The organism is Bradyrhizobium sp. USDA 4451, assembly GCF_054822585.1.
Genome location: NZ_JBTRCH010000001.1, coordinates 684,541 through 707,215, shown reverse-complemented (window position 1 = coordinate 707,215; position 22,675 = coordinate 684,541). Strand labels below are relative to the sequence as shown.

Sequence of the window (22,675 nt, the reverse complement as noted above, 5' to 3'; positions counted from 1 at the left end):
CGCTCCTCAGGATGACGGGTCAAGAGTGGACGGCATGGCCGCACCGGATTTCCGGACTGGGTGCCCTCTGGAAGTGGCGCCGTCAAGGCGTCATTTGACGTTGTTTCCGATCCATTTTCGCGCGGCTGCCTCGCCCTTGGCGCGGTCTTCCGGGGTCATATCGGCGAGGATGTCGTCGAGATCGGGATCGCCCTTGCCGGCGGTCTTGGCGACGGTGTGCCATTTCAGGGCCTCGACCTTGTCGACCGGGGCGCCGGCGCCGGTCGCCAGCACATGGGCGAGGCGGTTCTGCGCGATCGGGCTGTTCTGCCGGGCAGCCTTGCGCAGCAGCGCGATCGCCGCCGGCACGTTCCGCGGCGTGCCGGAGCCGTTGTAGAGCGCGATGGCGTATTCGACCTCGGCATCGACATTGTCGGCCAGCGAGGCGGCCTGCAGCAGCCGCGCCGCCTTTTCGAGGTCCTTCGGCACGCCGGTGCCTTCCTTGTAGAAGGTCGCCAGCGCGTATTGCGCCTCGGGGCTGCCGGCGTCGGCGGCCATCCGCAGCAGCTCGGCGGAGCGCTTGAGGTCCTGCGGCAGGGTCTGGCCGTCGAGATAGAGCAGCGCGAGGTTATAGGCCGCCTTCGGCTCGCCGAGCTTGGCCGCCGATGCCAGGAGCTTGACCGCACCATCCTTGTCCACGGTGCCGCCGCGGCCGGCGATCTTCATCATGGCGAGCGCGAACATCGCCTCGCGGTCGCCGGCGTCGGAGGCGCGCTTGTACCAGTCGTCGGCCTTGGCGTAGTCGCGCTTGACCCCGAGCCCGTTGGCATAGAGCTCGCCCAGCATCGTCATGGCCTTGGGGTCGTTGTTGTTCTGCGCGCGGATGGTGGCGAGCTCAAACGCGCTCTTGTACATGCCGCGCTGATAGGCGCCGTAGACGATGTCGACATTGGGATCGTCCGGCATCGGGGTTGCCGACGGCGTCGGGGTCGGCGTCGCGGATGCGCCAGGCTTTGGCGTCGCGGACGCGGCAGGCTTCGGCGTCGGCTTCTTTGCGACCGGCGAATGCACCTTCGGCTTCTCTTTCGGCGCCTCCTTCTTGGCAGGCGGCGGCGTCTGGGCCGGCGGCGTGATCGAGAGCTGCGCCATCGCGCCGCTCGCCAGCATCGTGCAGCCGAGCGCAACAGCTATCGGACGCAGGCATTTCATTCCGCCGTCATCCCTCGGTCTTTCCCTCGACCTTGGCCTTGCCGAATGCGCCGGCATGGGCCTGCGCAATCGCGGTGCCGATCTCGACCAGCGCCGCCTTGGCGCCGCGCGGATCGGCCCAGATGACATCTGCGACCAGCACGAAATCCGCGCCGGCCGCCGCAAACGCCTCGGCCTCCTCGCGCGAGGCCGCAAAGCCGATGCAGGGCGGCTCGAACAATTCGTCCCACCATTCCAGCCGCTCGGCGATCGCCTCAAGCGAGGGCCGCTGTCCCCTGGCGTCGGGTTCGCCGAACAGCACATAGTCGGCGCCGGCCTCGCCCGCGGCCATGGAATCGTGGCGCGTCACGAGCCCGCCGACGCCTGTGATGCGGTCGGGCTTCAGCGCGGGCGCGGCCTCTTCCATCGCCACGAGGCCGGTCAGATGCGCGCCGTCGGCACCGGCCCGGGCCACGATGTCGGCATGGCCGTCGATCAACAGCGCCGCACCGGCGTTCTGGATCGCGGGCGCCAGGGCTTTCACGTAGGAGATCATGCTGCGCGGATCGGTCTCGCGCAGCCGCACCAGCACGGCGGCGATATCGGCCGCAGCCAGCAGCTCGGTGAGCTCGGCCGCGAGCCGTGACGGCTCGTCGACCGGCGGGGTTGCCAGATAGAGGCGCGGCGCCGGCCGCGGCGGAACGGGCTTGCTGGCCAATTATGCCGCCTGTTTTTCGAGACCGGCTTCCCAATTGCCGGTGCTCGCGAGCCCGTTCATCCGGGCGCGATGCGAGAAGGCGCGCTGGCCGGCGGGGACGTTGTCGGGCTTGCCGGACCACGCCTTCTGCGGCGCGGCCTGCAAGGCCCGGCCATAGGAGAAGGTCAGCCGCCAGGGCAGATGGCCGATCTTGTTCATGGCGTCGAGATGCGCGGTCGCTTCCTCGTCGCTCTGGCCGCCGGAGAGGAAGGCGATGCCGGGCACCGCGGCCGGCACGCAGCTCTTGAGCAGGCGGATGGTCTTCTCGGCGACTTCCTGCACCGAGGCCTGCTTCGGGCACTTCTTGCCCGAGATCGCCATGTTCGGCTTCAGGATCATGCCTTCGAGCGCAACGCGCTGCACCCGCAATTCCTGGAAGGTGCGGTTCAGCACGCGCTGCGTCACCTCATAGCAGCGGTCGATGTCGTGATCGCCGTCCATCAGCACCTCGGGCTCGACGATCGGCACGATCTGCGCGGCCTGGCACAGCGCGGCGTAGCGCGCCAGCGCATGGGCGTTGACGCGGACCGCGGTCTGGGTCGGGATTCGCGGCCCGATATCGATCACCGCGCGCCACTTCGCAAAGCGCGCACCGCGCTCGTAATATTTCTTCAGCCGCTCGGCGAGCTTGTCGAGGCCGACGGTGACGAGTTCGCCGGGGCAATTCGGCAGCGGCTGGGTGCCTTCGTCGACCTTGATGCCGGGGATCGCGCCCGCCTGCTCGATTAGCTTGACCAGCGGCGTGCCGTCCTTGGCGTTCTGCCAGATCGTCTCGTCGTAGAGGATGACGCCGGAGATGTACTTGCTCATCGCTTCCTGCGAGCGGAACAGCATCTCGCGATAGTCGCGGCGGTTGTCTTCGGTCGAATCGACCTTGATGGCGTCGAACCGCTTCTTGATGGTGCCGGAGGATTCGTCGGCCGCGAGCAGGCCCTTGCCCGGGGTGACCATGGCAAGCGCAATTTTGTTGAGGTCAGCGAGGTTCATCGGAAGCGTCCTCCAGAGCCATTGCCTTTGCAAACCAAAATAGGCGGTTCTCGGGCAAATGCCTAGAAAACGTTCGTCGCGGCCAGCGTTTGCCGCGGCCGGCGATCAAGCCTCCGGGACACCGTTTCCGACTGCGTCAGAGCCGGTGTCCCGCCTTAATGATTCAGGCGATAAGTTGTCAGGCAACCTTGTTACGCAACCTTGGGATCGAGCTGCCCCGCGGCGTAGCGCTTGGCCATCTCGGCCGTGGTCAGCACCTTCTTGATCTTGCTGGCCTGGCCCGCAGTGTTGAATTCCTGCAGGCGCTGCTTGCACAATCTGGTCATCGCATCCATCGCGGGCTTCAGGTATTTGCGCGGATCGAACTCTTCCGGATTGTCCTTCAGCACCTTCCGGATCTGGCCGGTCATCGCCATCCGGTTGTCGGTGTCGATGTTGATCTTGCGCACGCCGTTCTTGATGCCGCGCTGGATCTCGGCGACCGGCACGCCCCAGGTCGGCTTCATCTTGCCGCCATTGGCGTTGATGATCTCCTGCAATTCCTGTGGCACCGACGAGGAGCCGTGCATGACGAGATGCGTGTTCGGCAGCTTGCGATGGATCTCCTCGATCACGTTCATGGCGAGGATGTCGCCGTCCGGCTTGCGGGTGAACTTGTAGGCGCCGTGCGAGGTGCCCATCGCGATCGCCAGCGCGTCGACCTTGGTCTCCTTGACGAACTTCACGGCTTCGTCCGGATTGGTCAGCAGCTGGTCATGCGACAGCTTGCCCTCGGCGCCGTGGCCGTCTTCCTTGTCGCCCATGCCGGTCTCGAGCGAGCCGAGCACGCCGAGCTCGCCTTCCACCGAGATGCCGCCGAGATGGGCCATGCCGGTCACCGTCTTGGTGACGCCGACATTGTAGTCCCAGTCGCCGGGCGTCTTGCCGTCGGCCTTCAGCGAACCGTCCATCATGACCGAGGTGAAGCCGGCCTGGATCGCGGTCATGCAGGTGGCGGGCTCGTTGCCGTGGTCGAGATGTACGCAGACCGGGATCTGCGGGTAGATCTCGGTGACGGCGTCCATCATGTGCTTGAGCATGACGTCGTTGGCGTAGGACCGCGCACCGCGCGAGGCCTGGATGATGACCGGCGCGTCGACCTCGGAGGCCGCCGCCATGATCGACAGCGCCTGCTCCATGTTGTTGATATTGAAGGCAGGTACGCCGTAGTCGTGCTCGGCCGCGTGATCGAGCAGTTGCCGCAACGTGATGCGAGCCATTCCATTTCTCCCTCTAAAGCGCGTTCGGATTTGAACTCATTCAACCGTGTTTCAAAACTTCGACGCCCGGCAGCGGCTTGCCTTCCATCCATTCAAGAAACGCGCCGCCCGCGGTCGAGACGTAGGAAAAATCGCCGGCCACGCCCGCCTGGTTCAGCGCCGCGACGGTGTCGCCGCCGCCGGCGACCGAGATCAGCTTCTTGGCCTTGGTGCGCTCGGCGGCATGCCTGGCCGATACCACAGTACCGCGGTCGAACGGCGTCAGCTCGAAGGCGCCGAGCGGTCCGTTCCAGACCAGCGTCGCCGCATCGTCGATCGCGGCATGGATGCGCGCGATCGATTGCGGGCCGACGTCGAGGATCATGCCGTCGGCCGGGATCGCGTCGAGGCCATAGGCATGCGACGGCGCGTTGGCGGCAAACTGGCTGGCGACGACGGCATCGACGGGGAGAATGATCGCGCAATTGGCGGCGTTGGCCTTTTCCATGATCCGCAGCGCCGTCGCCGCGAGGTCCTTCTCGGCCAGCGACTTGCCGACCGCGACGCCCTGCGCGTGCAGGAAGGTGTTGGCCATGCCGCCGCCGATCACCAGCGCGTCGACCTTGCTGACGAGGTTTTCCAGCAGGTCGATCTTGGTCGAGACCTTGGCGCCGCCGATGATCGCGATGACAGGCTTGGTCGGGGCTTCCAGCGCCTTGCCCAGCGCGTCGAGCTCGGCCTGCATGGTGCGGCCGGCATAGGCCGGCAGCTTGTGGCCGAGGCCTTCGGTCGAGGCATGGGCGCGGTGCGCGGCGGAGAAGGCGTCGTTGACCCAGATGTCGCCGAGCTTGGCGAGCTCCGCGACGAAGCCGGCGTCGTTCTTCTCCTCTTCCTTGTGGAAGCGGGTGTTCTCGAGACACAGGATGTCGCCGTCCTTGAGGGCCGCAACCGCATTGGCCGCGGCCTCGCCGATGCAGTCCTCGGCGAAGCCGACCGGGCGCTTGATCACCTTCGACAGCGCCTCAGCGACCGGCTTCAGCGACTCCTTGGGATCGCGGCCCTTGGGGCGGCCGAAATGGGCGAGCAGGATCACCTTGCCGCCCTTGTCGGAAATCTCGGTGATGGTGGGGGCAACGCGCTCGAGCCGGGTGGCGTCGGTGACGCGGCCGCCTTCCATGGGGACGTTGAGGTCGACGCGCAGCAGCACGCGCTTGCCCTTCACGTTGACGTCGTCGAGGGTACGGAACGATTTTGTCATGAGCGTTTCCTGTGCGGCCGGACGCTGCCGTCCGGCGGACGGCGCAGCTTTCGCTTGCCGATGTCGCGGCCGTCGGGGCCACGGATGCGGAGGGCAAAGACGCAGATGCCCGGCTTTGGGCCGGGCATCGCGAACAGTCGAACTCAGATCAGCTTGCCGATCGCGACGGCGGTGTCCGCCATGCGGTTCGAGAAGCCCCACTCATTGTCGTACCAGGCCATCACGCGCACCAGCGTGCCGTTCTGCACCTTGGTCTGGTCCATGTGGAAGGTGGCCGAGTGCGGATCGTGGTTGAAGTCGATCGAGACGTTCGGCGCGTTGGTGTAGCCGAGGATGCCCTTGAGCTGCTGCTCGGCGGCGCACTTCATCGCCTCGTTGATCTCCTTGGCGTCGGTGGCGCGCTTGGCGACGATCTTGAGGTCGATCACGGAGACGTTCGGGGTCGGCACGCGGACCGAGACGCCGTCGAGCTTGCCCTTCAGTTCCGGCAGCACCAGGCCGATCGCCTTGGCGGCGCCGGTCGAGGTCGGGATCATCGACATCGCCGCCGCGCGGCCGCGATAGAGGTCCTTGTGCAGGGTGTCGAGCGTCGGCTGGTCGCCGGTATAGGCGTGGATCGTGGTCATGAAGCCGGTCTCGATGCCGACGGTGTCGTTCAGCACCTTGGCGACCGGCGCGAGGCAGTTGGTGGTGCAGGAGCCGTTGGAGACGACCAGCTGATCCTTGTTCAGCGTGTCGTGGTTGACGCCGTAGACGATGGTGGCGTCAGCGCCGTCGGCGGGCGCCGAGACCAGCACGCGCTTGGCACCGGCGGCGAGATGCGCCGAGGCCTTGTCCTTGGCGGTGAAGATGCCGGTGCATTCCAGCGCGACATCGACGCCCAGCGCCTTCCACGGCAGCTTGGAGGGATCGCGCTCGGCCGAAACCTTGATCTTGTTGTCGCCGAGGCTGATCGCATCGCCGTCGACGGTCACGGTGCCCGGGAAGCGGCCGTGCACGGAATCGAAGCGCAGCAGATGTGCGTTGGTCTCGACCGGGCCGAGGTCGTTGATGCCGACCACCTCGATGTCCTTGCGGCCGGACTCGGCGATGGCGCGCAACACATTGCGGCCGATACGCCCAAACCCGTTGATCGCGACGCGGATTGCCATGCTCGTCTCCTCTAAAGCTGTTGTCAGCCCCGCGGGAGGGCTCCCACGAGGTTCTTACGGCGGAACGCCCGGTTCAGCCGGGCGCGTACGGAAAAGATGGAGCTTTGGTAATCCTTTTTTACGACAAGCTCAACCGCGGCCTGCTGGTGTCAGGCCAGCGTCAGACGCGCTTGGTGGCAGCGTTAACGACGGCTTCAGTGGTAATGCCGAAATGCGGGAAAAGGTCCTTCGCCGGCGCGCTGGCGCCGAATCCGTGCATACCGATGAATTCGCCATCATGGCCGATCACGGCATCCCAGCCCCAGCGCACCGCGGCCTCGATCGCGATCTTGACCGGGGCCTTGCCGATAATGGCATTTTGCCGCTCGGCGGGCTGCGCCAGCAGCAATTCCAGCGACGGCACCGAGACCACCCGCGTCGCGATGCCGCGCCCGGCGAGCTGCTTCTGCGCCTCGACCGCGATCTGGACCTCGGAACCGGAGGCGAACAATGACACTTTTGCGTCACCCTGGGCCGCGACCAGCTCATAGGCGCCGTGGCTGCACGGGTTGTCGTTCGGTGCTGACGTGCGGAGTTGCGGCAGGTTCTGGCGGGTCAGCGCCAGCACCGTCGGTCCGTCGATGCGGTTGAGCGCCAGTTCCCAGCACTCGGCGGTCTCGACCGCGTCGCAGGGCCGGAACACGCGCATGTTGGGCATCGCGCGCAGCGCGGAGAGGTGCTCGACCGGCTGGTGGGTCGGGCCGTCCTCGCCGAGGCCGATCGAGTCGTGGGTCATGACATAGACGACGCCGGCGCCCATCAGCGCCGACAGCCGCATCGCGCCGCGCGCATAGTCGGTGAACACCAGGAAGGTGGCGCCGTTCGGCGCGAAGCCGCCATGGAGGAAGATGCCGTTGAGGCACGCCGCCATGCCGTGCTCGCGGATGCCGTAATGGATGAAGCGGCCCTTCGGCGTCTTGGCGCCGAACGCGGTCGCAGACTTCGCCTTGTTGTTGTTGGAGCCGGTGAGGTCGGCGGAGCCGGCCACGAATTCCATCGGCATCGCGGCAGCGATCACCTCGATCGCGGCTTCGGAGGATTTGCGGGTGGCGACGTTGAGCGGATTTTCCAGCAGGCCCTTCTTGAAGGCGCGCAGCCCCTTGGCGAGCGATTGCGGCCGCTCGTGACGGATGCGGCGCTCGAACTCGGCGCGCTTGCGGTTGCCGAGCTGCGCGAACTGCTCGTCCCACGCCTTGTGCGCGGCGGCGCCGCGGGCACCCGCCTCACGCCAGGCCTTCAGCACGTCGTCGGGCACCGAGAACGGCTCGAGCGAGATGCCGAGTTTTTCCTTGGCGGCCTTGAGCTCGTCGGCGCCGAGCGCCTCGCCATGGGCTTTCGCCGTGCCGGCCTTGTGCGGCGCGCCGTATCCGATCGTGGTCTTGCAGGCGATCATCGACGGCTTGTTGGACTTCTGCGCGCGGGTGATCGCAGCGGCGATCGCCTGCGGATCATGGCCGTCGATCAGCTCGGCAGCCCAGCCGGCGGACTTGAAGCGCTTCACCTGGTCGACCGAGTCGGAGATCGAGGTCGGGCCGTCGATCGAGATGCCGTTGTCGTCGTACAGCACGATCATCTTGTTGAGGCGCCAGACACCGGCGAGCGCGATCGCTTCCTGCGAGATGCCTTCCATCAGGTCGCCGTCGGAGGCCAGCACATAGGTGTGGTGGTTGACGATCTTCTTGCCGAACTCGGCGGCCAGCATCTTCTCGGCGAGCGCCATGCCGACTGCGGTCGCGATGCCCTGGCCGAGCGGACCGGTGGTGGTCTCGATGCCCTTGGTGTGGAAATTCTCGGGATGTCCCGGCGTCAGCGATCCCAGCTGGCGGAAATGCTTGATCTGGTCGAGCGTCATGTCCTTGTTGCCGGTGAGGTACAGCAACGCATAGAGCAGCATCGAGCCGTGGCCGGCCGACAGCACGAAGCGGTCGCGGTCGGGCCACGCCGTGTCGGCGGCATCGAATTTCAGGAATTTCGTGAACAGCACGGTCGCGATGTCGGCGGCGCCCATCGGCAGGCCGGGATGGCCGGAATTCGCCTTCTCGACGGCGTCCATGGCAAGGCCACGGATCGCATTGGCCATACGGGTGTGATCGACCTGCGTCATGATGAAAAGTCCGCCTGGAATGAGGAGCTGAGTGCTGAACGCATCGGGGCGGGCAGCCGCGATGCGTGCGTGGATGGCCTTACGGGTTGGAGGGTGGATTAGCACCTCAATTCCGCAAGTCCAAGGCGATGAAACGCCCCAAAACGGGGAAAAGTTGCTCGAAATGGCCCTATTTCATTGAACGGTGCATAGTTTCGCGCCGCCGTTGCGCTTGGCTCGCTCGCCACGTAAATTTCGTCCCGTAAACGCTTGCCGAACCGCCAGTTTTGCCGTGCGGCAGCCATCTCCAGCAGGCCTGATCGAGGGGTCCACGCCGCACGTCATGAGTGATCGTCTCGCCAACGGGTCTGGCAATACCGAGGCACCGCTTGCCGATATCGATGCTGCGACAAAGCGGCTGATGGCAGCACTTGATGCGCTGGAAAGCTCGGTGGAGCGGCGCCGCGAGGCCGACCGCGACGAGAACGAATTGGCGAGTCGGATCCAGGCGCTCGGCGCCGATCGATCTCGCCTGGCCGACGAACTCGACGGATCGCTGGTGAAGACGCGCAAGCTCGAGCGCGTCAATCGCGACATCGCGGAAAGGCTCGACGCGGCGATCGGCAGCATTCGCGCCGTGCTCGAGGGCGGAGAAGGTCGATGAGCCACATCAACGTCACCATCAATGGCCGGCAATACCGGATGGCCTGCGAGGAGGGCCAGGAGGTGCGGCTGTTGAAGCTCGCGGAAAACCTCCAGCAGCGCGTCGAATCGCTGCGCGGCAAGTTCGGCGAGATCGGCGATGCCAGGCTCACGGTGATGGCGGCGCTCACCGCCTGCGACGAACTGGTCGATGCCAGCGCGCGCATCCGCAGCCTCGAGGAAGAGGTCGAGCAGCTGCGCAATGCCCGCACCGCCGCAGCCGACCGCGCCCGCGCGACCCAGACCGCGGTCTCCAACGCGCTCAACGCCGCCGCCGAGCGGATCGAGCGCACCACGCAGGTGCTCAACCGCACCATCGGCGGCGGCATCGCGATCGGGTGATGCGCATATGGCTACGGCCGCATCGCAATCCTGCCGGGTGCGGTGAGCCAACCGATTTCTGAATTATAGAATACTGCGGCTGATCTGCCCGACATGTCAAGTTGCCATGTCGGGTGCCGGCACGCTGCCGGCTCCTTTGCATGGGGTTGTTTTCGCTGTTTTGGCAGTGCGCCGCTGCGGGGCAGGGGGGAGCAAGATCATACGAGCGTGGACTGCGTCTTCCTTACCGCTGGCGGATTGCGGCAACGATGGCTAGATTAGCCCCGCGAAGCTGCGTCGTGCGTCAGGAGCCATATATCCCCGGGGCCTTATCGATCCTTTAGGGAACTGTCCCTGGCCGGGTCCGTGGACCCGGACATATGGTGCCCACCTACTTTCGTAGGGAACTCCGGGATCGAGCGCTCCAACGGCCTCTGCGGCTTCGCACTATTTTTGCTGTTGCCTGGTCGTCGCGCGGCGGCGGTTCGATTGTGGTGCAGCGCTGTCCCCTGCGAAGCAGGGCGTCCAGTGCGCCGCGGCCTGGCCCTTGAATGCTTGCGTCTCTGAATGCTTGCGTCTCTGAATGCTTGCGTCTCTGAATGATGGATCGTCCGTTGTCGCGGACGACGACAGCGGAAGATGGATCATGCACGCATCTCCATCGAAGGCCGAGCTTCGGGCGCTTGCCCTCGCCAAGCGCGATGCGCTGAGCGACGAGCAGCGCGCGACCGCGGCCGAGGCGCTCGCCAAGCGCGGCGCGCCGTTCGAGATCGCACAGGGCATGATGGTCTCCGGCTATGCGCCGATCCGCAGCGAGCTCGATCCGGTGCCGCTGATGAAGAAGCTGGCCGAGAAGGGCGCGCGGCTCGCGCTGCCCTGCATCAATGCGCGCGGCCAGTCGCTGACCTTCCGCAGCTGGTCGCCGCACGATCGCCTGATGCTCGGGCCGCTCGGCATTCCCGAGCCGTCGCCGGCCGCGGCCGAGGTGCAACCCGACGTGATGCTGGTGCCGCTTGCGGCATTCGACAAGCTCGGCCACCGCATCGGCTATGGCGCCGGCTATTACGACTATACCTTCGCGCATCTGCGCAAGACCAAGCATGTGATCGGGGTCGGGATTGCCTTTGCTGCACAGGAAACCAAGGCCATTCCGGCGCTGTCGCACGACGTCCCGCTCGATTATGTGCTAACGGAGCGCAAGACGTTCGATTTCCGGAGTAGCTAGCCTTGCGTATCCTTTTCGTTGGTGACGTCGTCGGCCGGACCGGCCGCACCGCCATCTCGGACCACCTTCCCGGCATGATCAGGGACTGGTCGCTCGATCTCGTCGTCGTCAATGGCGAGAATTCCGCCGGCGGCTTCGGCATCACCGAGGCGATCTATCAGGAGCTGCTCGATGCCGGTGCCGACGCGATCACGCTCGGCAACCACGCCTGGAATCAGAAGGAGGCGCTGGTCTTCATCGAGCGCGCGCCGCGCCTGATCCGCCCGTTGAATTTCCCGCGCCATTCGCCCGGCCGCGGCGCCACGCTGGTCGACACCAAGAACGGCAAGCGCGCGCTGGTCCTCAACGCGATCGGCCGCGTCTTCATGGAGCCGTCCTCGAACGATCCGTTCAGCGCGATCGATCGCGAGCTCGAGGCCTGCCCGTTGCGCGAGGGCTGTGACGCCATCGTGCTCGATTTCCACGCCGAGGCGACCAGCGAGAAGCAGGGGGTCGGCTTCTTCTGCGACGGCCGCGTCAGCCTCGTGGTCGGCACGCATACCCATGTGCCGACATCGGATCATCAGGTGCTGCCGGGCGGCACTGCCTATATGAGCGACGCCGGCATGACCGGCGACTACGATTCGGTGATCGGCATGCAGAAGGAGGAGCCGCTGCAGCGCTTCCTCACCGGCATTCCCTCCGGCCGTTTCGAGCCGGCAGGCGGCGTCGCGACGCTGAGCGGCATCGCGGTCGAGACCGACGATGGGACCGGGCTTGCCGTCAAGGTCGCGCCGGTCCGCGCCGGCGGGCGGCTCGAGCCCGCGGCGCCGGGGTTCTGGATTTGATGTTGTAGCCCGGATGCAGCCAATGGGTCGCGCGAACGCGCGCCCATGACAGGCTCCGCGAAATCCGGGGCCATTCTTTCGACTTGCGACATCCCCGGATTGCCCTGCGCTCCATCCGGGCTACCGGTCACGATTGCCTAAACCCCATCCGGAACGCGCCCCAGTGGCGGCCGTTGACGACGATCGGCGATGACACATCCTTCATCAGCACGAAATTGCCGCCGCCCATGTCGCGGCGATAGGTCTGCAGCAGGAACGGCTTGGTGTTGGCCGCGACCTTGCTCACCGCGCGGTCGTTGAACAGCCGGCGGTTGCGGCAATTGGCGTTATTCCAGACCGGGTCCGGCCCCTGCGGCAGCCGGTAGTTCGGATTGTGGGTCGGCAGGTAGCCGCTACGCGCCCAGGCGACGCAGAACACGATGCGCGGATCGGTCTTCTGGATCGGATCCTGGATCGCGGGCAGCACCCGATCGGTGAAGCTGACATAGTCGGTCAGATACTGCTTCGGATTGGTACCCGCGATCTCACGGTAGTTCTCGTCCATCAATTGCGCGAGCGTGATCTCGCCGCGCGCGATCGCAGTCTCGAACAGCTCGGAGATCTGCTTCGCGGTGTCGATCACGACGCGGATCAGCGGCGTATCTGACGTCTCGACGCCGCTGTCGGCGATCGTGACGATCAGGCTCTCGGAGAGCTCGAGCAGCTTCGCGACGCGGCTGTCGGCGTGCTTGAGGTCGCGCGAGGAGAGGTCGACGCCCTTGGCGAGCTCGTTGAGCTCGCTGATCACGCTGTCGCAATGGCCGAGATTGGAGGTCGCGGCGCGCGCCACATTGCCGATCTCGGCGCCGACCGACGAGAAGCCGTCCTGCACGCGGCTGATGATGCCGGAAATCTGCTGGGCGCCTTCGCCGGCGCTCTTGGCGCGCAGCGAGGCATCGCTGCTTTCGCCGATCAGGCTGCCGATCTGGCCGTCGAGATCGCGCACGGTGTCGGAGATCTGATGCGTCGCCTGGCGGGTCGCCTCCGCGAGGTTCTTCACCTCGCTCGCGACCACCGCAAAGCCGCGGCCGGCATTGCCGGCGCGCGCCGCCTCGATGGTGGCGTTGAGCGCCAGGAGATTGGTCTGCTTGGCGATCGCCTCGATCGAGCCGGAGACCTTGGCGACCTGGCTCAGCGCGGAGCCGACCGCGGCAAGCCGTGCCTCGATGCGCCCGACCGCGGCGACGAGCTCGGCGATGTGGCTCACCGCGGTCTCGACCACGTCGCGCGACTCGGCGATCTGGCCGACCGCGGCGGAGGCGGTCGTCTGCACCGCCTGCGAGGCGTTGGCGATGTCGTGATTGGCCGAGACCATGATCTCGGCGGTCTTCTGCAAATGGTGGAATCGCTCCGACTGGTTGCTGACCCGGTTCGCGACCTCCTGGACGTTGCCGGCAATGTCGGCAAGCTCGACCCCGAGGCCGCCGATGCGGTCGGCGAGCTGGTCGACCAGCCGTTCGGCCAGCGTCCGGTTCGATGATGTATCCAGCACTGCAAGCTGCGCAGCCGACATGTCAGCACGTCCTCCCGTCACAGCGGCCCGTCAAGCCGCCGCAGCATTCCCCATCCGATCCAGAGCGTGATTCGCGAAGGCAGTCTTGCCTGAGCGTGCACTCACAGCCTGTAGGCGGTACGGAACCCGCCCCAGTGCCGGCCGCGGACCCGGATCGGCACGTCGATCTCCCGCATCATCACGGTGGTGCCGTTGCCCATGTCGCGCGCGTAGCTCTGCACCAGATAGGCGCGCTGATTGCGCGCGGCGGCGAGGCCGGCCGGATCGTTGAAGATGCGGCGATTGCGGCAATTGGCGGTGTTGTAGGCGACGTCGCCCGGTCGCTGCGGATGCGAATAGATCTTGTTGTGGACCGGCAGATAGCCGTTGCGGTCGACGGTTGCGCAGAATGCCAGCCGCTTGTCCTTGGCCAGGAACGCCTCGAGCAGCGCGGGCAGCGCGCGATCCGCCCAGTCCAGCATTTTGGTGCGGTACTGCACCGGGTTGGTGCCGGCGATCTCGACATAGTCGGTGTCGAACATATCGTCGAGCGTGATCGCGCCGCTGGCAAGCCCGCTCTCGAAGATCTTGCTCAGCGCGTGGCCGGCTTCCATCGCCCGGGTGACCAGTTCGGCGTTCTCCTCGTGGATCGCCCACATCCGGTCTTCGATCTTCTCGCGCAGCGCTGATGTCGCGGCCTCGAAGCGCGCCTGGACGCCTGCCTTGGCGCGGTCGGCGATCCTGATCCGGCACGCGCCGATGTCCTGCAAGGTCGCGCTCAGGGTCTCCTGCACCGGCAGCTTCTCGACGTCGGGCCCGCCGATCAAGATGCCGTCCATCGCGAGCTCGTAGACCGGCGCGGTGACGGTGCCGCGCGCGGTGGTGATCTCGATGGTGAGGCTGCAAGGCAGCCGCTCGTCCTTGCGCGGATCGCCGCGCTCGTCCTGGCGCAGCAGCACCGCGCAGCGCGCCTTGAGCTTTTGCGCGAACGCGGTCACCGCCTTGCCGGCCTTGGCGACATCGTCGCCATGCGCGGCGGCTTCGCGGGTTGCGCTGTCGATCTCGCCGGCGCTGGTGCCGACCGAGACGATGAAGGTCGAGGCCGAGGCCGCGTTCTGGCCCATCTCGCCGGTGATCTGGTTCTGCTCGGCGACCGCGCTGTTGACGTTGTCGAACACCGGACGGATCTTGTCGATCGCCTCCGAGATGCGATGCACGGCATCGGCCGATCCGGTGGCGTCCTTCTGCAACGCCTCGATCTTCTTGGTGATCTCCTCGGTCGCGCTCTGGGTCTGGACCGCGAGGGCCTTGACTTCGGTGGCGACCACCGCAAAGCCCTTGCCGGCGGCGCCGGCGCGCGCCGCTTCGATGGTCGAGTTCAGCGCCAGCAGCGTGGTCTGCCGCGCGATCTGGGCGATCAGGTTGACGACGTTGCCGATCGCGGCCGAGGATTCGCGCAAGCGGTCGACATTGGCGGTGGCCTCGCGCGCCGCGGCCGCGGCGTCGTCGGCGAGCTGGCTCGCGCTGCGGACCTGTTGGCCGATACCCTCGGCGGAATGGGTGAAACGGTCGGCGGCCTCGGAGAAGGTCGTCGCGGTGCTCTGTGCGTCGCTGCTGTGGCCGGTCAGCGCATCGGTGCGGGCGCGGATGGCGGCAAGCTTGGCTGCCGTCGCCTCGGCGCCGTCGGCCACCGAGCCTGCGGCGCGCTCGAGCTGGCGGATCATCGCGCCGAGCTCGAGTTCCAGCAGTTCCAGGATCTCCTTCGAGGAGTCTCCGGACGAATCTTTGGACGAATCCTGGGCCGAATCAGTCGCGGTCGCGGCTTCAGCCGGAACCTGCGGCGCGACGGCCGGCGCGGCCGGCTCCGGCACTTGCTTGCGAAACAAACCGAACGCCATGGGAGCTCTTTTGCGGGCTATTGGAAAGTTGCGGCGGGGACGGGCGCGATCCTCGCATCCGGGCATGAAGTCATGGTTAACAAGTGCCTCATATTCCGGCATGCGGTAGTATTCCTCCGCCGGATGGCCTCGCCGATCCTTTGATTTTGACCGTGAGGGGCCTATAAGGCCGCGTTTTCCATCCCCGTTCAGACCCTAAGCTCCGAAGAGACGTCGCATGGCCGGCCATTCCCAATTCAAGAACATCATGCACCGCAAGGGCCGGCAGGATGCCCAGAAGTCGAAGCTTTTCGGCAAGCTGGCCCGCGAAATCACCGTGGCGGCCAAGCTCGGCACCCCGGACCCGGCGATGAACCCGCGGCTGCGCGCCGCCGTGGTCGCGGCCCGCGCCGAGAACATGCCCAAGGACAATATCGACCGCGCCATCAAGAAGGCAGCGGGCAATGAGGGCGAGAATTATGACGAGATCCGCTACGAGGGCTATGGCCCCGGCGGTGTCGCCGTGATCGTCGAGGCGCTGACCGACAACCGCAACCGCGCCGCCTCCGACATCCGCTCGTTCTTCACCAAATCGGGCGGCAATCTCGGCGAAACCGGCTCGGTCGCCTTCATGTTCGACCGCACCGGCATCATCGAGTACGACGCCAAGGTCGCCTCCGACGACGCCATGCTGGATGCCGCGATCGAGGCCGGCGCCGACGACGTGGTCTCCAGCGAGGCCGGCCACGAGGTCTACGCCTCGCAGGACTCTTTCCGCGACGTGGCAAAAGCGCTGGAAGCCAAGTTCGGCGAGCCGCGCAAGGCGGCGCTGACGTGGAAGCCGCAGAACACCGTCGCGGTCGACGACGAGACCGGCGAGAAGCTGCTGAAGCTGATGGACCTGCTCAACGAGCACGACGACGTCCAGAACGTGTACGCCAATTTCGAGGTGTCCGACGCGCTGCTCGCGAAGATGGGCGGCTGAGGCCGCTTTCTCCGCTGTCATCGCCCGGCCTCGACCGGGCGATCCAGTATTCCAGAGGCCGTAGTACTTGAGCCGATAAGCCGCGGCGTACTGGATCCCCCGCTTTCGCGGGGGATGACGAGCAGAGGCGGAATGATCAGCGGGCCGGCCGCGACAGAGCCGGGGATGGACTGCCGTTTGTGTTTCGTTCTCGCAGGCCAGGCGGTATCACTACCGCATGACATCGCAGCCGATTCGCTCTCCTGTCCGCATCATCGGTATCGATCCCGGCCTCCGCCGCACCGGCTGGGGCGTGATCGAGACCGAAGGCAACCGTCTGGTCTATGTCGGCTGCGGCTCGGTCGAGCCGCCGGACGATCTGCCGCTGGCGAGCCGTCTGCTGGCGATCCATGAGGGGCTCGCCGCCGTGCTCGGCGACTTCAGGCCGGCGGAGGCCGCGGTCGAGCAGACCTTCGTCAACAAGGACGGCGTCGCCACGCTGAAGCTCGGCCAGGCGCGCGGCGTCGCCATGCTGGCGCCCGCAATGTTCGGTATCTCGGTCGCCGAATACGCGCCGAACCAGGTCAAGAAGACCGTGGTCGGCGCCGGCCACGCCGAGAAGAACCAGATCCAGGTGATGCTGAAGATCCTGCTGCCGAAGGCCGAGCCGCGATCCGCCGATGCCGCCGACGCGCTCGCGATCGCGATCACCCACGCCCATCACCGCCAGAGCACCGCGCTGCGGCTCAGGGTGGCGAACCTATGATCCTGCAATGTGAGGAGGGCACGCTGTTCAGGCTCCCTCCCCCCTTGCGGGGGAAGGTTGGGGAGAGGGGTAAGCCCCGCGCTCCGACCAGTGATGTGCGACGACGATGTATCAATGAAGTTCGCGAGCCAATTGAGCGCGGTGCAAACGTTGTTCGCGCGAAGCGTCGGACAACGGAGCCAGCGGCACCCCTCTCCCTAACCCTCCCCCGCAAGGGGGGAGGGAACCCGTCCGCCGGTGCGTCCCTTACCGACGGATGCGAAAGCGGGGGCGTGCGATGATCGGCAAGCTGAAGGGGCTGATCGATTCCTACGGCGAGGACTACGTGATCCTCGACGTCGGCGGCGTCGGCTATCAGGTGCATTGCGCGAGCCGCACGCTGCAGGCATTGCCGTCGCCGGGTGGCGCGGCGGTGCTGTCGATCGAGACCTATGTCCGCGAGGACGCGATCAAGCTGTTCGGCTTTCGGTCAGATCACGAGCGCGAATGGTTTCGCCTGCTGCAGACCGTGCAGGGCGTCGGCGCCAAGGTCGCGCTTGCGGTGCTCGGCACGCTGCCGCCGACCGACCTCGCCAACGCCATCGCGCTGCGCGACAGGGCGGCGGTGGCGCGCACCCCGGGGGTCGGGCCGAAGGTCGCCGAGCGCATCGTCAGCGAATTGAAGGACAAGGCGCCGGGCTTTGCCGATGTCGATCCCGCGGTGGTGCAGCTGTCAGGCGCGATCGACAACAACCGCGCGCCGCGCCCGGTGACGGATGCGATCTCCGCGCTGGTCAATCTCGGATACGGCCAGCCGCAGGCCGCCGCCGCCATCGCCGCCGCCTCGCGCAGCGCCGGCGAGAAAGCCGAGACCGCGCAGCTGATCCGGCTGGGCTTGAAGGAATTGTCGAAGTGAACCCGCCCTCGCGCATGGTCTCGCCTGAACGCCGCTCCGACGATGTCGGCGACACCGCGCTGCGTCCGCAGTCGCTGACCGAGTTCGTCGGGCAGGCGCAGGCGCGCAAGAATCTCTCGATCTTCATCGAGGCCGCCAAGAAGCGCGGCGAGGCGCTCGATCACGTGCTGTTCGTCGGTCCCCCCGGCCTCGGCAAGACCACGCTGGCGCAGATCGTGGCGCGCGAGCTCGGTGTCGGCTTCCGCGCCACCTCGGGCCCGGTGATCGCGAAAGCCGGCGATCTCGCGGCGCTGCTCACCAATCTCGAAGAGCGCGACGTGCTGTTCATCGACGAGATCCATCGTCTCAGCCCGGCGGTCGAGGAAGTGCTCTATCCGGCTATGGAGGATTTTCAGCTCGACCTGATCATCGGCGAAGGCCCCGCGGCGCGCTCGGTCAAGATCGAGCTGTCGAAATTCACCCTGGTCGGCGCGACGACCCGCGCCGGCCTGCTCACCAATCCCTTGCGCGACCGCTTCGGCATTCCGATCCGGCTCAATTTCTACACCGTTGAGGAGCTGGAGAAGATCGTCACCCGCGGCGCCCGCGTGCTCAACATCGGCATGAGCCCCGATGGCGCCAACGAGATCGCGCGCCGCGCCCGCGGCACGCCGCGCATCGCCGGCCGCCTGCTGCGCCGGGTGCGCGATTTCGCCTCCGCTGCCGACGCCGATTCCGTCGATCGCGGCATCGCCGATCGCGCGCTGAGCGCGCTCGAGGTCGACAGCGCCGGGCTCGATGCGATGGACCGGCGCTATCTCACCACCATCGCGCTGAACTATGGCGGCGGGCCGGTGGGCGTCGAGACCATGGCGGCGGCACTGTCGGAGCCGCGCGATGCGATCGAGGACATCATCGAGCCTTATCTGATCCAGTGCGGTTATCTGCAGCGCACTCCGCGCGGCAGGCTGCTGACCTCGCACGCCTTCCGCCATCTCGGCCTCGCCGAGCCGAACCGCGACCCTTCGCAGTTCGGCCTGTTCGGCGGCAATGGCGACGAGGACTAAGGCTAAGCTCTCGAAGACGTGAACAGGCGTGTTGGTGCAGCGCATTGCGCTGCCGGTAACCTTGCGCGCTAACCATCGCTGCAGCTCTGCAGGCCGTCTGCACAAACGGGGCCAAATTTCGCTCCAATCAAGGGCCTATCCTGGCTCAGGCATCACCGATCACACGTCCATGATTTCCCGTCGAAACTTTCTGCGCACCGCCGGCGGATTGACCGCCGCCTCCGCTTCGACCGCGGCCTATGGCCTGAGCGAGCCGGTCGTCCGCCTCACGCTGACGCGCTACGATCTGTCGCCGCGGCAATGGCCGGCGGACTTTCCGCTCAGGATTGTCGCGCTCGCCGACATTCATGCTTGCGATCCCTGGATGTCGCTCGATCGCATCGCCGAGATCGTCGAGCGCGCCAATGCGCTCAACCCCGACATCATCGTGCTGCTCGGCGATTATGTCGCGGGACTGCGTCACGTCACGCGCTTCATTCCGGCGTCCGAATGGGCCGCGGTGCTCAAGGGCCTGAAGGCGCCGCTCGGCGTGCATGCGGTGCTCGGCAATCACGACTATTGGGACGACAAGACGGTGCAGCGGCAAGGGCAGGGCGTGCCGGTCGCACGCCGCGCGCTGGAGCGCGCGGGCATCCCGGTCTACGAGAACGACGCGGTGCGGCTCGTCAAAGATAGTCGCCCGTTCTGGCTCGCCGGTCTCGGCGACCAGCTCGCCTTCATGGCGGCGCGGCGCTACCGCGAGATCAGGCGGATCGGCGTCGACGATCTCAACGGGACGCTCGCAAAGGTCACCGACGACGCGCCGGTGATCCTGCTCGCGCACGAGCCCGACGTTGCGCTCCGCGTGCCCTCGCGTGTCGCGCTGCAACTCTCCGGCCACACCCATGGCGGCCAGGTCCGGTTGCTCGGCTGGTCGCCGGCGGTGCCGGTCAAGCACGGCATGCGGCTCGCCTACGGCCACATCAAGCTGAAATGCGACGTGGTCGTCTCCGGCGGCCTCGGCTGCAGCATCATGCCGTTCCGCCTCGGCGTGCCGCCCGAGATCGTGCAGGTCACGCTCGGCGGAAAAGGGCCGGTGGTGTCCTGACCGCGCTTGCGTGATCGCGCAATTTGCGCAACACGATTGTTGTTCCAAAGCATGATCCGGAAGAGTGCGCAGCGGTTTTCCGAAGAGATCATGCTCAAACGACCTCAATCGAGGGGCCGCAATTGACCTTCCCCCATATCGACGGCGCGATCCGCGACGGCCGCCACCATATGCAGGTCCGCGTCTATTACGAGGACACCGACTTTTCCGGCATCGTCTACCACGCCAACTACCTGCGCTTCATGGAGCGCGGGCGCACCAATCATCTCCGCCTGATGGGCGCCGAGCAGAACGCGCTGTTCGAGGAGGCCGAGGCCGAGACCGGCGGCTTCGCCTTTGTGGTGCGCTCGATGACGCTCGACTTCCTCAAGCCCGCGCGGATGGACGACATGCTCGACGTCGTGACCTGGCCGGTCGCGGTGAAGGGCGCCTCCATCATGCTGGCGCAGGAGGTCAGGCGCGGCGATGACGTGCTTGTGAAGGCGCAGGTGCGCGTCGCCTTCGTCAGCGGCGGCCGCGCGCAGCCGATCCCGAAATCCATCCGCATGCTGATGAAGGCCGATCTGGCATAATTATCGGGCAATAGGAAACGCCCCATCGACTCTCGATCCCGCGGCGATAGATTTGCGTGACCAACAACCGCGAGGGATCGCCGATGTCACGTCCGCCGCTGCCGCCCTTCACCCGCGAGACCGCCGCGCAGAAGGCGCGCATGGCCGAAGATGCCTGGAATTCGCGCGACCCCGTTCGGGTCGCCGGCGCCTATACCGAGGACAGCCGCTGGCGCAATCGTTCCGAGGTATTTCAGGGCCGCGAGGCGATTGTCGCCTTCCTCACCCGCAAATGGGAGAAGGAGCAGGACTACCGCCTGATCAAGGATCTCTGGGCGTTCGACGGCAACCGCATCGCGGTGCGCTTCCAGTACGAATGGCATGATGCCAGTGGCAACTGGTTTCGCTCCTACGGCAACGAGCAGTGGGAGTTCGACGAGCACGGCCTGATGCGCCGCCGGGAGGCCTCGATCAACGATATCGCGATTGCAGAAAAGGACCGCCGCTTCCACTGGCCTGCGCCGGGCCCGCGTCCGGCCGATGTGCCGGGGTTGGGGCAGGAGCCGTTCTGACGGCGAGAGGTGGGCCGTCGTGCTTCGAGACGCGCGTTCCGCGCTCCTCAGCATGACGGGTGATTGATATTCGCAAGGTGCTAGATTTGCTGCGAGCAGTTTCGTCATCCTGAGGTGCGAGCGGAGCGAGCCTCGAAGGATGGACGGCCCCGCTCGGAGGCCGTCACGTTCGAAACGAGAATGTGCCTTACGCCGCCGCCTTGTGCCGCGCGATCTCGGCCTTGTAGAGCTCGAACTCTTCCGCGACCGCCTTTGCGATCGAAGGCCGGGTGCGCAGGCACTCGTAATAGGCCTTCAGCGCCGGCCATCTTGCGAGTTCGATCGGCGGCGTCGCCATGGTCCAGTTGATGACCGTGACGAGATAGGCGTCGGCGACGCTGAAATGGTCGAGCAGATACTCGCGGCCTTTCAGATGATCCTCGACATAGTCGAGCCGCGAAACGTATTTCTCGAGCGCATAGGTCTTGGCTTCGGGTGGTGCCTTCCTGTCGAGCAGCGGCAGGAACAGGCCCTTGTGCAATTCGGTGCCGATGAAGCACAGCCATTGATGCAGCTTCGAACGCTCGGCGTTCGATGCGGTGCCGAGGCCGGCGCGCGGGAACTGGTCGGCGACATATTGCAGGATCGCCGCATTCTCGGTCAGCACGACGCCATCGTCGGTGCGCAGCGTCGGCACCAGGCCGAGCGGGTTGACCGTGTTGAAGTCGGAGCCGTCGTTGCGCACCTGCTTGGTCTTCGGATCGACCTCGAGATAATTGGCCGGCTGGCCGGCCTCATAGAGCGCGACGCGGGTCGCCATCGAGCAGGCGAGCGGCGAGAAATAAAGGTCCATTGGTGCCTCCTTGGCGGTGTTGGCGCGGGTGCCCGGCCGTTGTTGATTTTTGTACTGTCCTGGATAATATTTGTCCGGTCAAGGAATTTAGTGCGAAATGGTACAAAAAATTAAGAAGCCGCCATCTGCTGCCAAAATCGAGGCGCCGGTCGCGCCGAAGCGCCGCGGGAGGCCGCGCGCCTATGAGCCCGATGTCGCGCTCGGCAAGGCGCTCGATCTGTTCCGGCGCGACGGCTTTGCCGCGACCTCGCTCGATGATCTCAGTGCCGCGACCGGCATGAACCGGCCGAGCCTCTATGGCGCGTTCGGCGACAAGCGCGAGCTCTACATCAAGAGCTACCAGCGTTATCGCGACGAGGCGCGCGCCGCGATGGCTGACATCTTCCGCGCCGATGCGCCGCTGCGCGAGCGGCTCGAGCGCATCTATCGCATCGCGCTCGACATCTATCTCTCCGGCGAATCCGGCCCGCGCGGCTGCTTCACGGTGATGACAGCGGCGTCCGAGGCGGTGTCGGATCCGGACATCCGCGCCATGGTGCTGGAGGGCCTGACCGAGCTCGACAAGGCGTTCGGCATCTGCTTCCGCCATGCCAGGGAGCGCGGCGAGCTGCCTGACGGCGCCGATCCGGCGGCGCTGGCGCATCTTGCCTCCGCCACCATCCACACCATCGCGATCCGCGCCCGTGCCCGCGTGCCGCGCAAGGAGCTCGAGGCGATCGTGCAGGGCGCCATCGACGTGATGTGCGGGGCCAAATAGCGGCGGCAAATTTCTTGCTGACCAAATGTCGGGTGCTGGTTT

At 66.2% G+C, this 22,675-nt stretch carries 22 protein-coding genes and 1 other RNA gene; 13 read left to right on the top strand and 10 right to left on the bottom strand.

Going from position 1 to position 22,675, the window contains the following annotated elements:
- Positions 1-90: 90 nt before the first annotated feature.
- The 7 genes from ACVMB0_RS03175 to tkt all read right to left on the bottom strand — a co-directional run bounded on the left by ACVMB0_RS03175 (position 91) and on the right by tkt (position 8,701).
- On the bottom strand, positions 91-1,188 hold the full coding sequence (locus ACVMB0_RS03175) for a tetratricopeptide repeat protein (RefSeq protein WP_461345290.1): 1,098 nt from the start codon (positions 1,186-1,188) through the stop codon (positions 91-93).
- 7 nt (positions 1,189-1,195) lie between these two features.
- A complete protein-coding gene (locus tag ACVMB0_RS03170) occupies positions 1,196-1,885 on the bottom strand; it encodes a thiamine phosphate synthase (RefSeq protein ID WP_461345289.1) in 690 nt (229 codons plus the stop codon).
- Positions 1,886-2,911, bottom strand: coding sequence for a class I fructose-bisphosphate aldolase (locus ACVMB0_RS03165; RefSeq protein ID WP_461345288.1), 1,026 nt, complete (start codon positions 2,909-2,911; stop codon positions 1,886-1,888).
- A gap of 191 nt (positions 2,912-3,102) precedes the next feature.
- Positions 3,103-4,170 carry a class II fructose-bisphosphate aldolase gene (gene fba / locus ACVMB0_RS03160; protein ID WP_461345287.1) on the bottom strand — a complete coding sequence of 356 codons (1,068 nt, stop codon included), beginning with the start codon at positions 4,168-4,170 and terminating at the stop codon, positions 3,103-3,105.
- Between the two features lie 40 nt (positions 4,171-4,210).
- The gene (locus ACVMB0_RS03155) at positions 4,211-5,407 is read right to left on the bottom strand and encodes a phosphoglycerate kinase (RefSeq protein ID WP_461345286.1); all 1,197 of its coding nucleotides are present in this window, start codon (positions 5,405-5,407) and stop codon (positions 4,211-4,213) included.
- Positions 5,408-5,550: 143 nt separating this feature from the next.
- Complete coding sequence (gene gap, locus ACVMB0_RS03150; RefSeq protein ID WP_461345285.1) at positions 5,551-6,558, bottom strand: type I glyceraldehyde-3-phosphate dehydrogenase; 1,008 nt, start codon at positions 6,556-6,558, stop codon at positions 5,551-5,553.
- A 160-nt stretch (positions 6,559-6,718) separates the two neighbouring features.
- Positions 6,719-8,701 carry a transketolase gene (gene tkt / locus ACVMB0_RS03145; protein WP_456752257.1) on the bottom strand — a complete coding sequence of 661 codons (1,983 nt, stop codon included), beginning with the start codon at positions 8,699-8,701 and terminating at the stop codon, positions 6,719-6,721.
- A 322-nt stretch (positions 8,702-9,023) separates the two neighbouring features.
- Between tkt and ACVMB0_RS03140 the strand changes: the two genes are divergently transcribed.
- The 5 genes from ACVMB0_RS03140 (at position 9,024) to ACVMB0_RS03120 (ending at position 11,755) form a co-directional block, all read left to right on the top strand.
- On the top strand, positions 9,024-9,344 hold the full coding sequence (locus ACVMB0_RS03140) for a DUF4164 domain-containing protein (RefSeq protein ID WP_456756410.1): 321 nt from the start codon (positions 9,024-9,026) through the stop codon (positions 9,342-9,344).
- A complete protein-coding gene (locus ACVMB0_RS03135) occupies positions 9,341-9,724 on the top strand; it encodes a cell division protein ZapA (RefSeq protein ID WP_050405741.1) in 384 nt (127 codons plus the stop codon). Before ACVMB0_RS03140 ends, ACVMB0_RS03135 begins: the two co-directional genes overlap by 4 nt.
- 265 nt (positions 9,725-9,989) lie before the next feature.
- Positions 9,990-10,150, top strand: a non-coding RNA gene (ssrS, locus tag ACVMB0_RS03130) — 6S RNA.
- A gap of 199 nt (positions 10,151-10,349) precedes the next feature.
- Positions 10,350-10,928, top strand: coding sequence for a 5-formyltetrahydrofolate cyclo-ligase (locus tag ACVMB0_RS03125; protein WP_461345284.1), 579 nt, complete (start codon positions 10,350-10,352; stop codon positions 10,926-10,928).
- 2 nt (positions 10,929-10,930) lie between these two features.
- On the top strand, positions 10,931-11,755 hold the full coding sequence (locus ACVMB0_RS03120; RefSeq protein ID WP_456752259.1) for a TIGR00282 family metallophosphoesterase: 825 nt from the start codon (positions 10,931-10,933) through the stop codon (positions 11,753-11,755).
- Positions 11,756-11,882: 127 nt separating this feature from the next.
- On the opposite strand, the gene ACVMB0_RS03115 is transcribed toward ACVMB0_RS03120, so the two are convergent.
- Together ACVMB0_RS03115 and ACVMB0_RS03110 are read right to left on the bottom strand one after the other, a co-directional pair.
- Complete coding sequence (locus ACVMB0_RS03115; RefSeq protein WP_456752260.1) at positions 11,883-13,307, bottom strand: methyl-accepting chemotaxis protein; 1,425 nt, start codon at positions 13,305-13,307, stop codon at positions 11,883-11,885.
- Positions 13,308-13,408: 101 nt separating this feature from the next.
- On the bottom strand, positions 13,409-15,184 hold the full coding sequence (locus tag ACVMB0_RS03110; RefSeq protein WP_461345283.1) for a methyl-accepting chemotaxis protein: 1,776 nt from the start codon (positions 15,182-15,184) through the stop codon (positions 13,409-13,411).
- 217 nt (positions 15,185-15,401) lie between these two features.
- Here ACVMB0_RS03110 and ACVMB0_RS03105 point away from each other — a divergent pair, with 217 nt between their 5' ends.
- From ACVMB0_RS03105 to ACVMB0_RS03075, 7 genes are all read left to right on the top strand, one after another.
- A complete protein-coding gene (locus tag ACVMB0_RS03105; RefSeq protein WP_456752262.1) occupies positions 15,402-16,148 on the top strand; it encodes a YebC/PmpR family DNA-binding transcriptional regulator in 747 nt (248 codons plus the stop codon).
- 217 nt (positions 16,149-16,365) lie between these two features.
- On the top strand, positions 16,366-16,893 hold the full coding sequence (gene ruvC / locus ACVMB0_RS03100) for a crossover junction endodeoxyribonuclease RuvC (protein ID WP_461345282.1): 528 nt from the start codon (positions 16,366-16,368) through the stop codon (positions 16,891-16,893).
- 277 nt (positions 16,894-17,170) lie between these two features.
- Positions 17,171-17,788: a Holliday junction branch migration protein RuvA gene (gene ruvA, locus ACVMB0_RS03095; protein WP_456752264.1), complete on the top strand. Its 618-nt coding sequence runs from the start codon at positions 17,171-17,173 to the stop codon at positions 17,786-17,788.
- Entirely contained in the window at positions 17,785-18,834 is a 1,050-nt protein-coding gene (ruvB, locus tag ACVMB0_RS03090; RefSeq protein ID WP_456752265.1) for a Holliday junction branch migration DNA helicase RuvB, read from the top strand. The genes ruvA and ruvB overlap by 4 nt, the downstream gene beginning before the upstream one ends.
- A 169-nt stretch (positions 18,835-19,003) precedes the next feature.
- On the top strand, positions 19,004-19,921 hold the full coding sequence (locus ACVMB0_RS03085) for a metallophosphoesterase (protein WP_461345281.1): 918 nt from the start codon (positions 19,004-19,006) through the stop codon (positions 19,919-19,921).
- Between the two features lie 122 nt (positions 19,922-20,043).
- Complete coding sequence (gene ybgC / locus ACVMB0_RS03080) at positions 20,044-20,493, top strand: tol-pal system-associated acyl-CoA thioesterase (protein WP_461345280.1); 450 nt, start codon at positions 20,044-20,046, stop codon at positions 20,491-20,493.
- Positions 20,494-20,576: 83 nt separating this feature from the next.
- Positions 20,577-21,044 (top strand): nuclear transport factor 2 family protein, encoded by a 468-nt coding sequence (locus ACVMB0_RS03075; RefSeq protein WP_461345279.1) that lies wholly within the window; start codon positions 20,577-20,579, stop codon positions 21,042-21,044.
- Positions 21,045-21,231: 187 nt separating this feature from the next.
- Here the strand turns inward: ACVMB0_RS03075 and ACVMB0_RS03070 are convergent, their stop codons facing one another.
- Positions 21,232-21,876, bottom strand: a complete 645-nt coding sequence (locus ACVMB0_RS03070) for a glutathione binding-like protein (RefSeq protein ID WP_461345278.1) — start codon at positions 21,874-21,876, stop codon at positions 21,232-21,234.
- A 97-nt stretch (positions 21,877-21,973) separates the two neighbouring features.
- Here ACVMB0_RS03070 and ACVMB0_RS03065 point away from each other — a divergent pair, with 97 nt between their 5' ends.
- On the top strand, positions 21,974-22,633 hold the full coding sequence (locus ACVMB0_RS03065; RefSeq protein WP_461345277.1) for a TetR/AcrR family transcriptional regulator: 660 nt from the start codon (positions 21,974-21,976) through the stop codon (positions 22,631-22,633).
- The last annotated feature ends 42 nt before the right edge of the window (positions 22,634-22,675 follow it).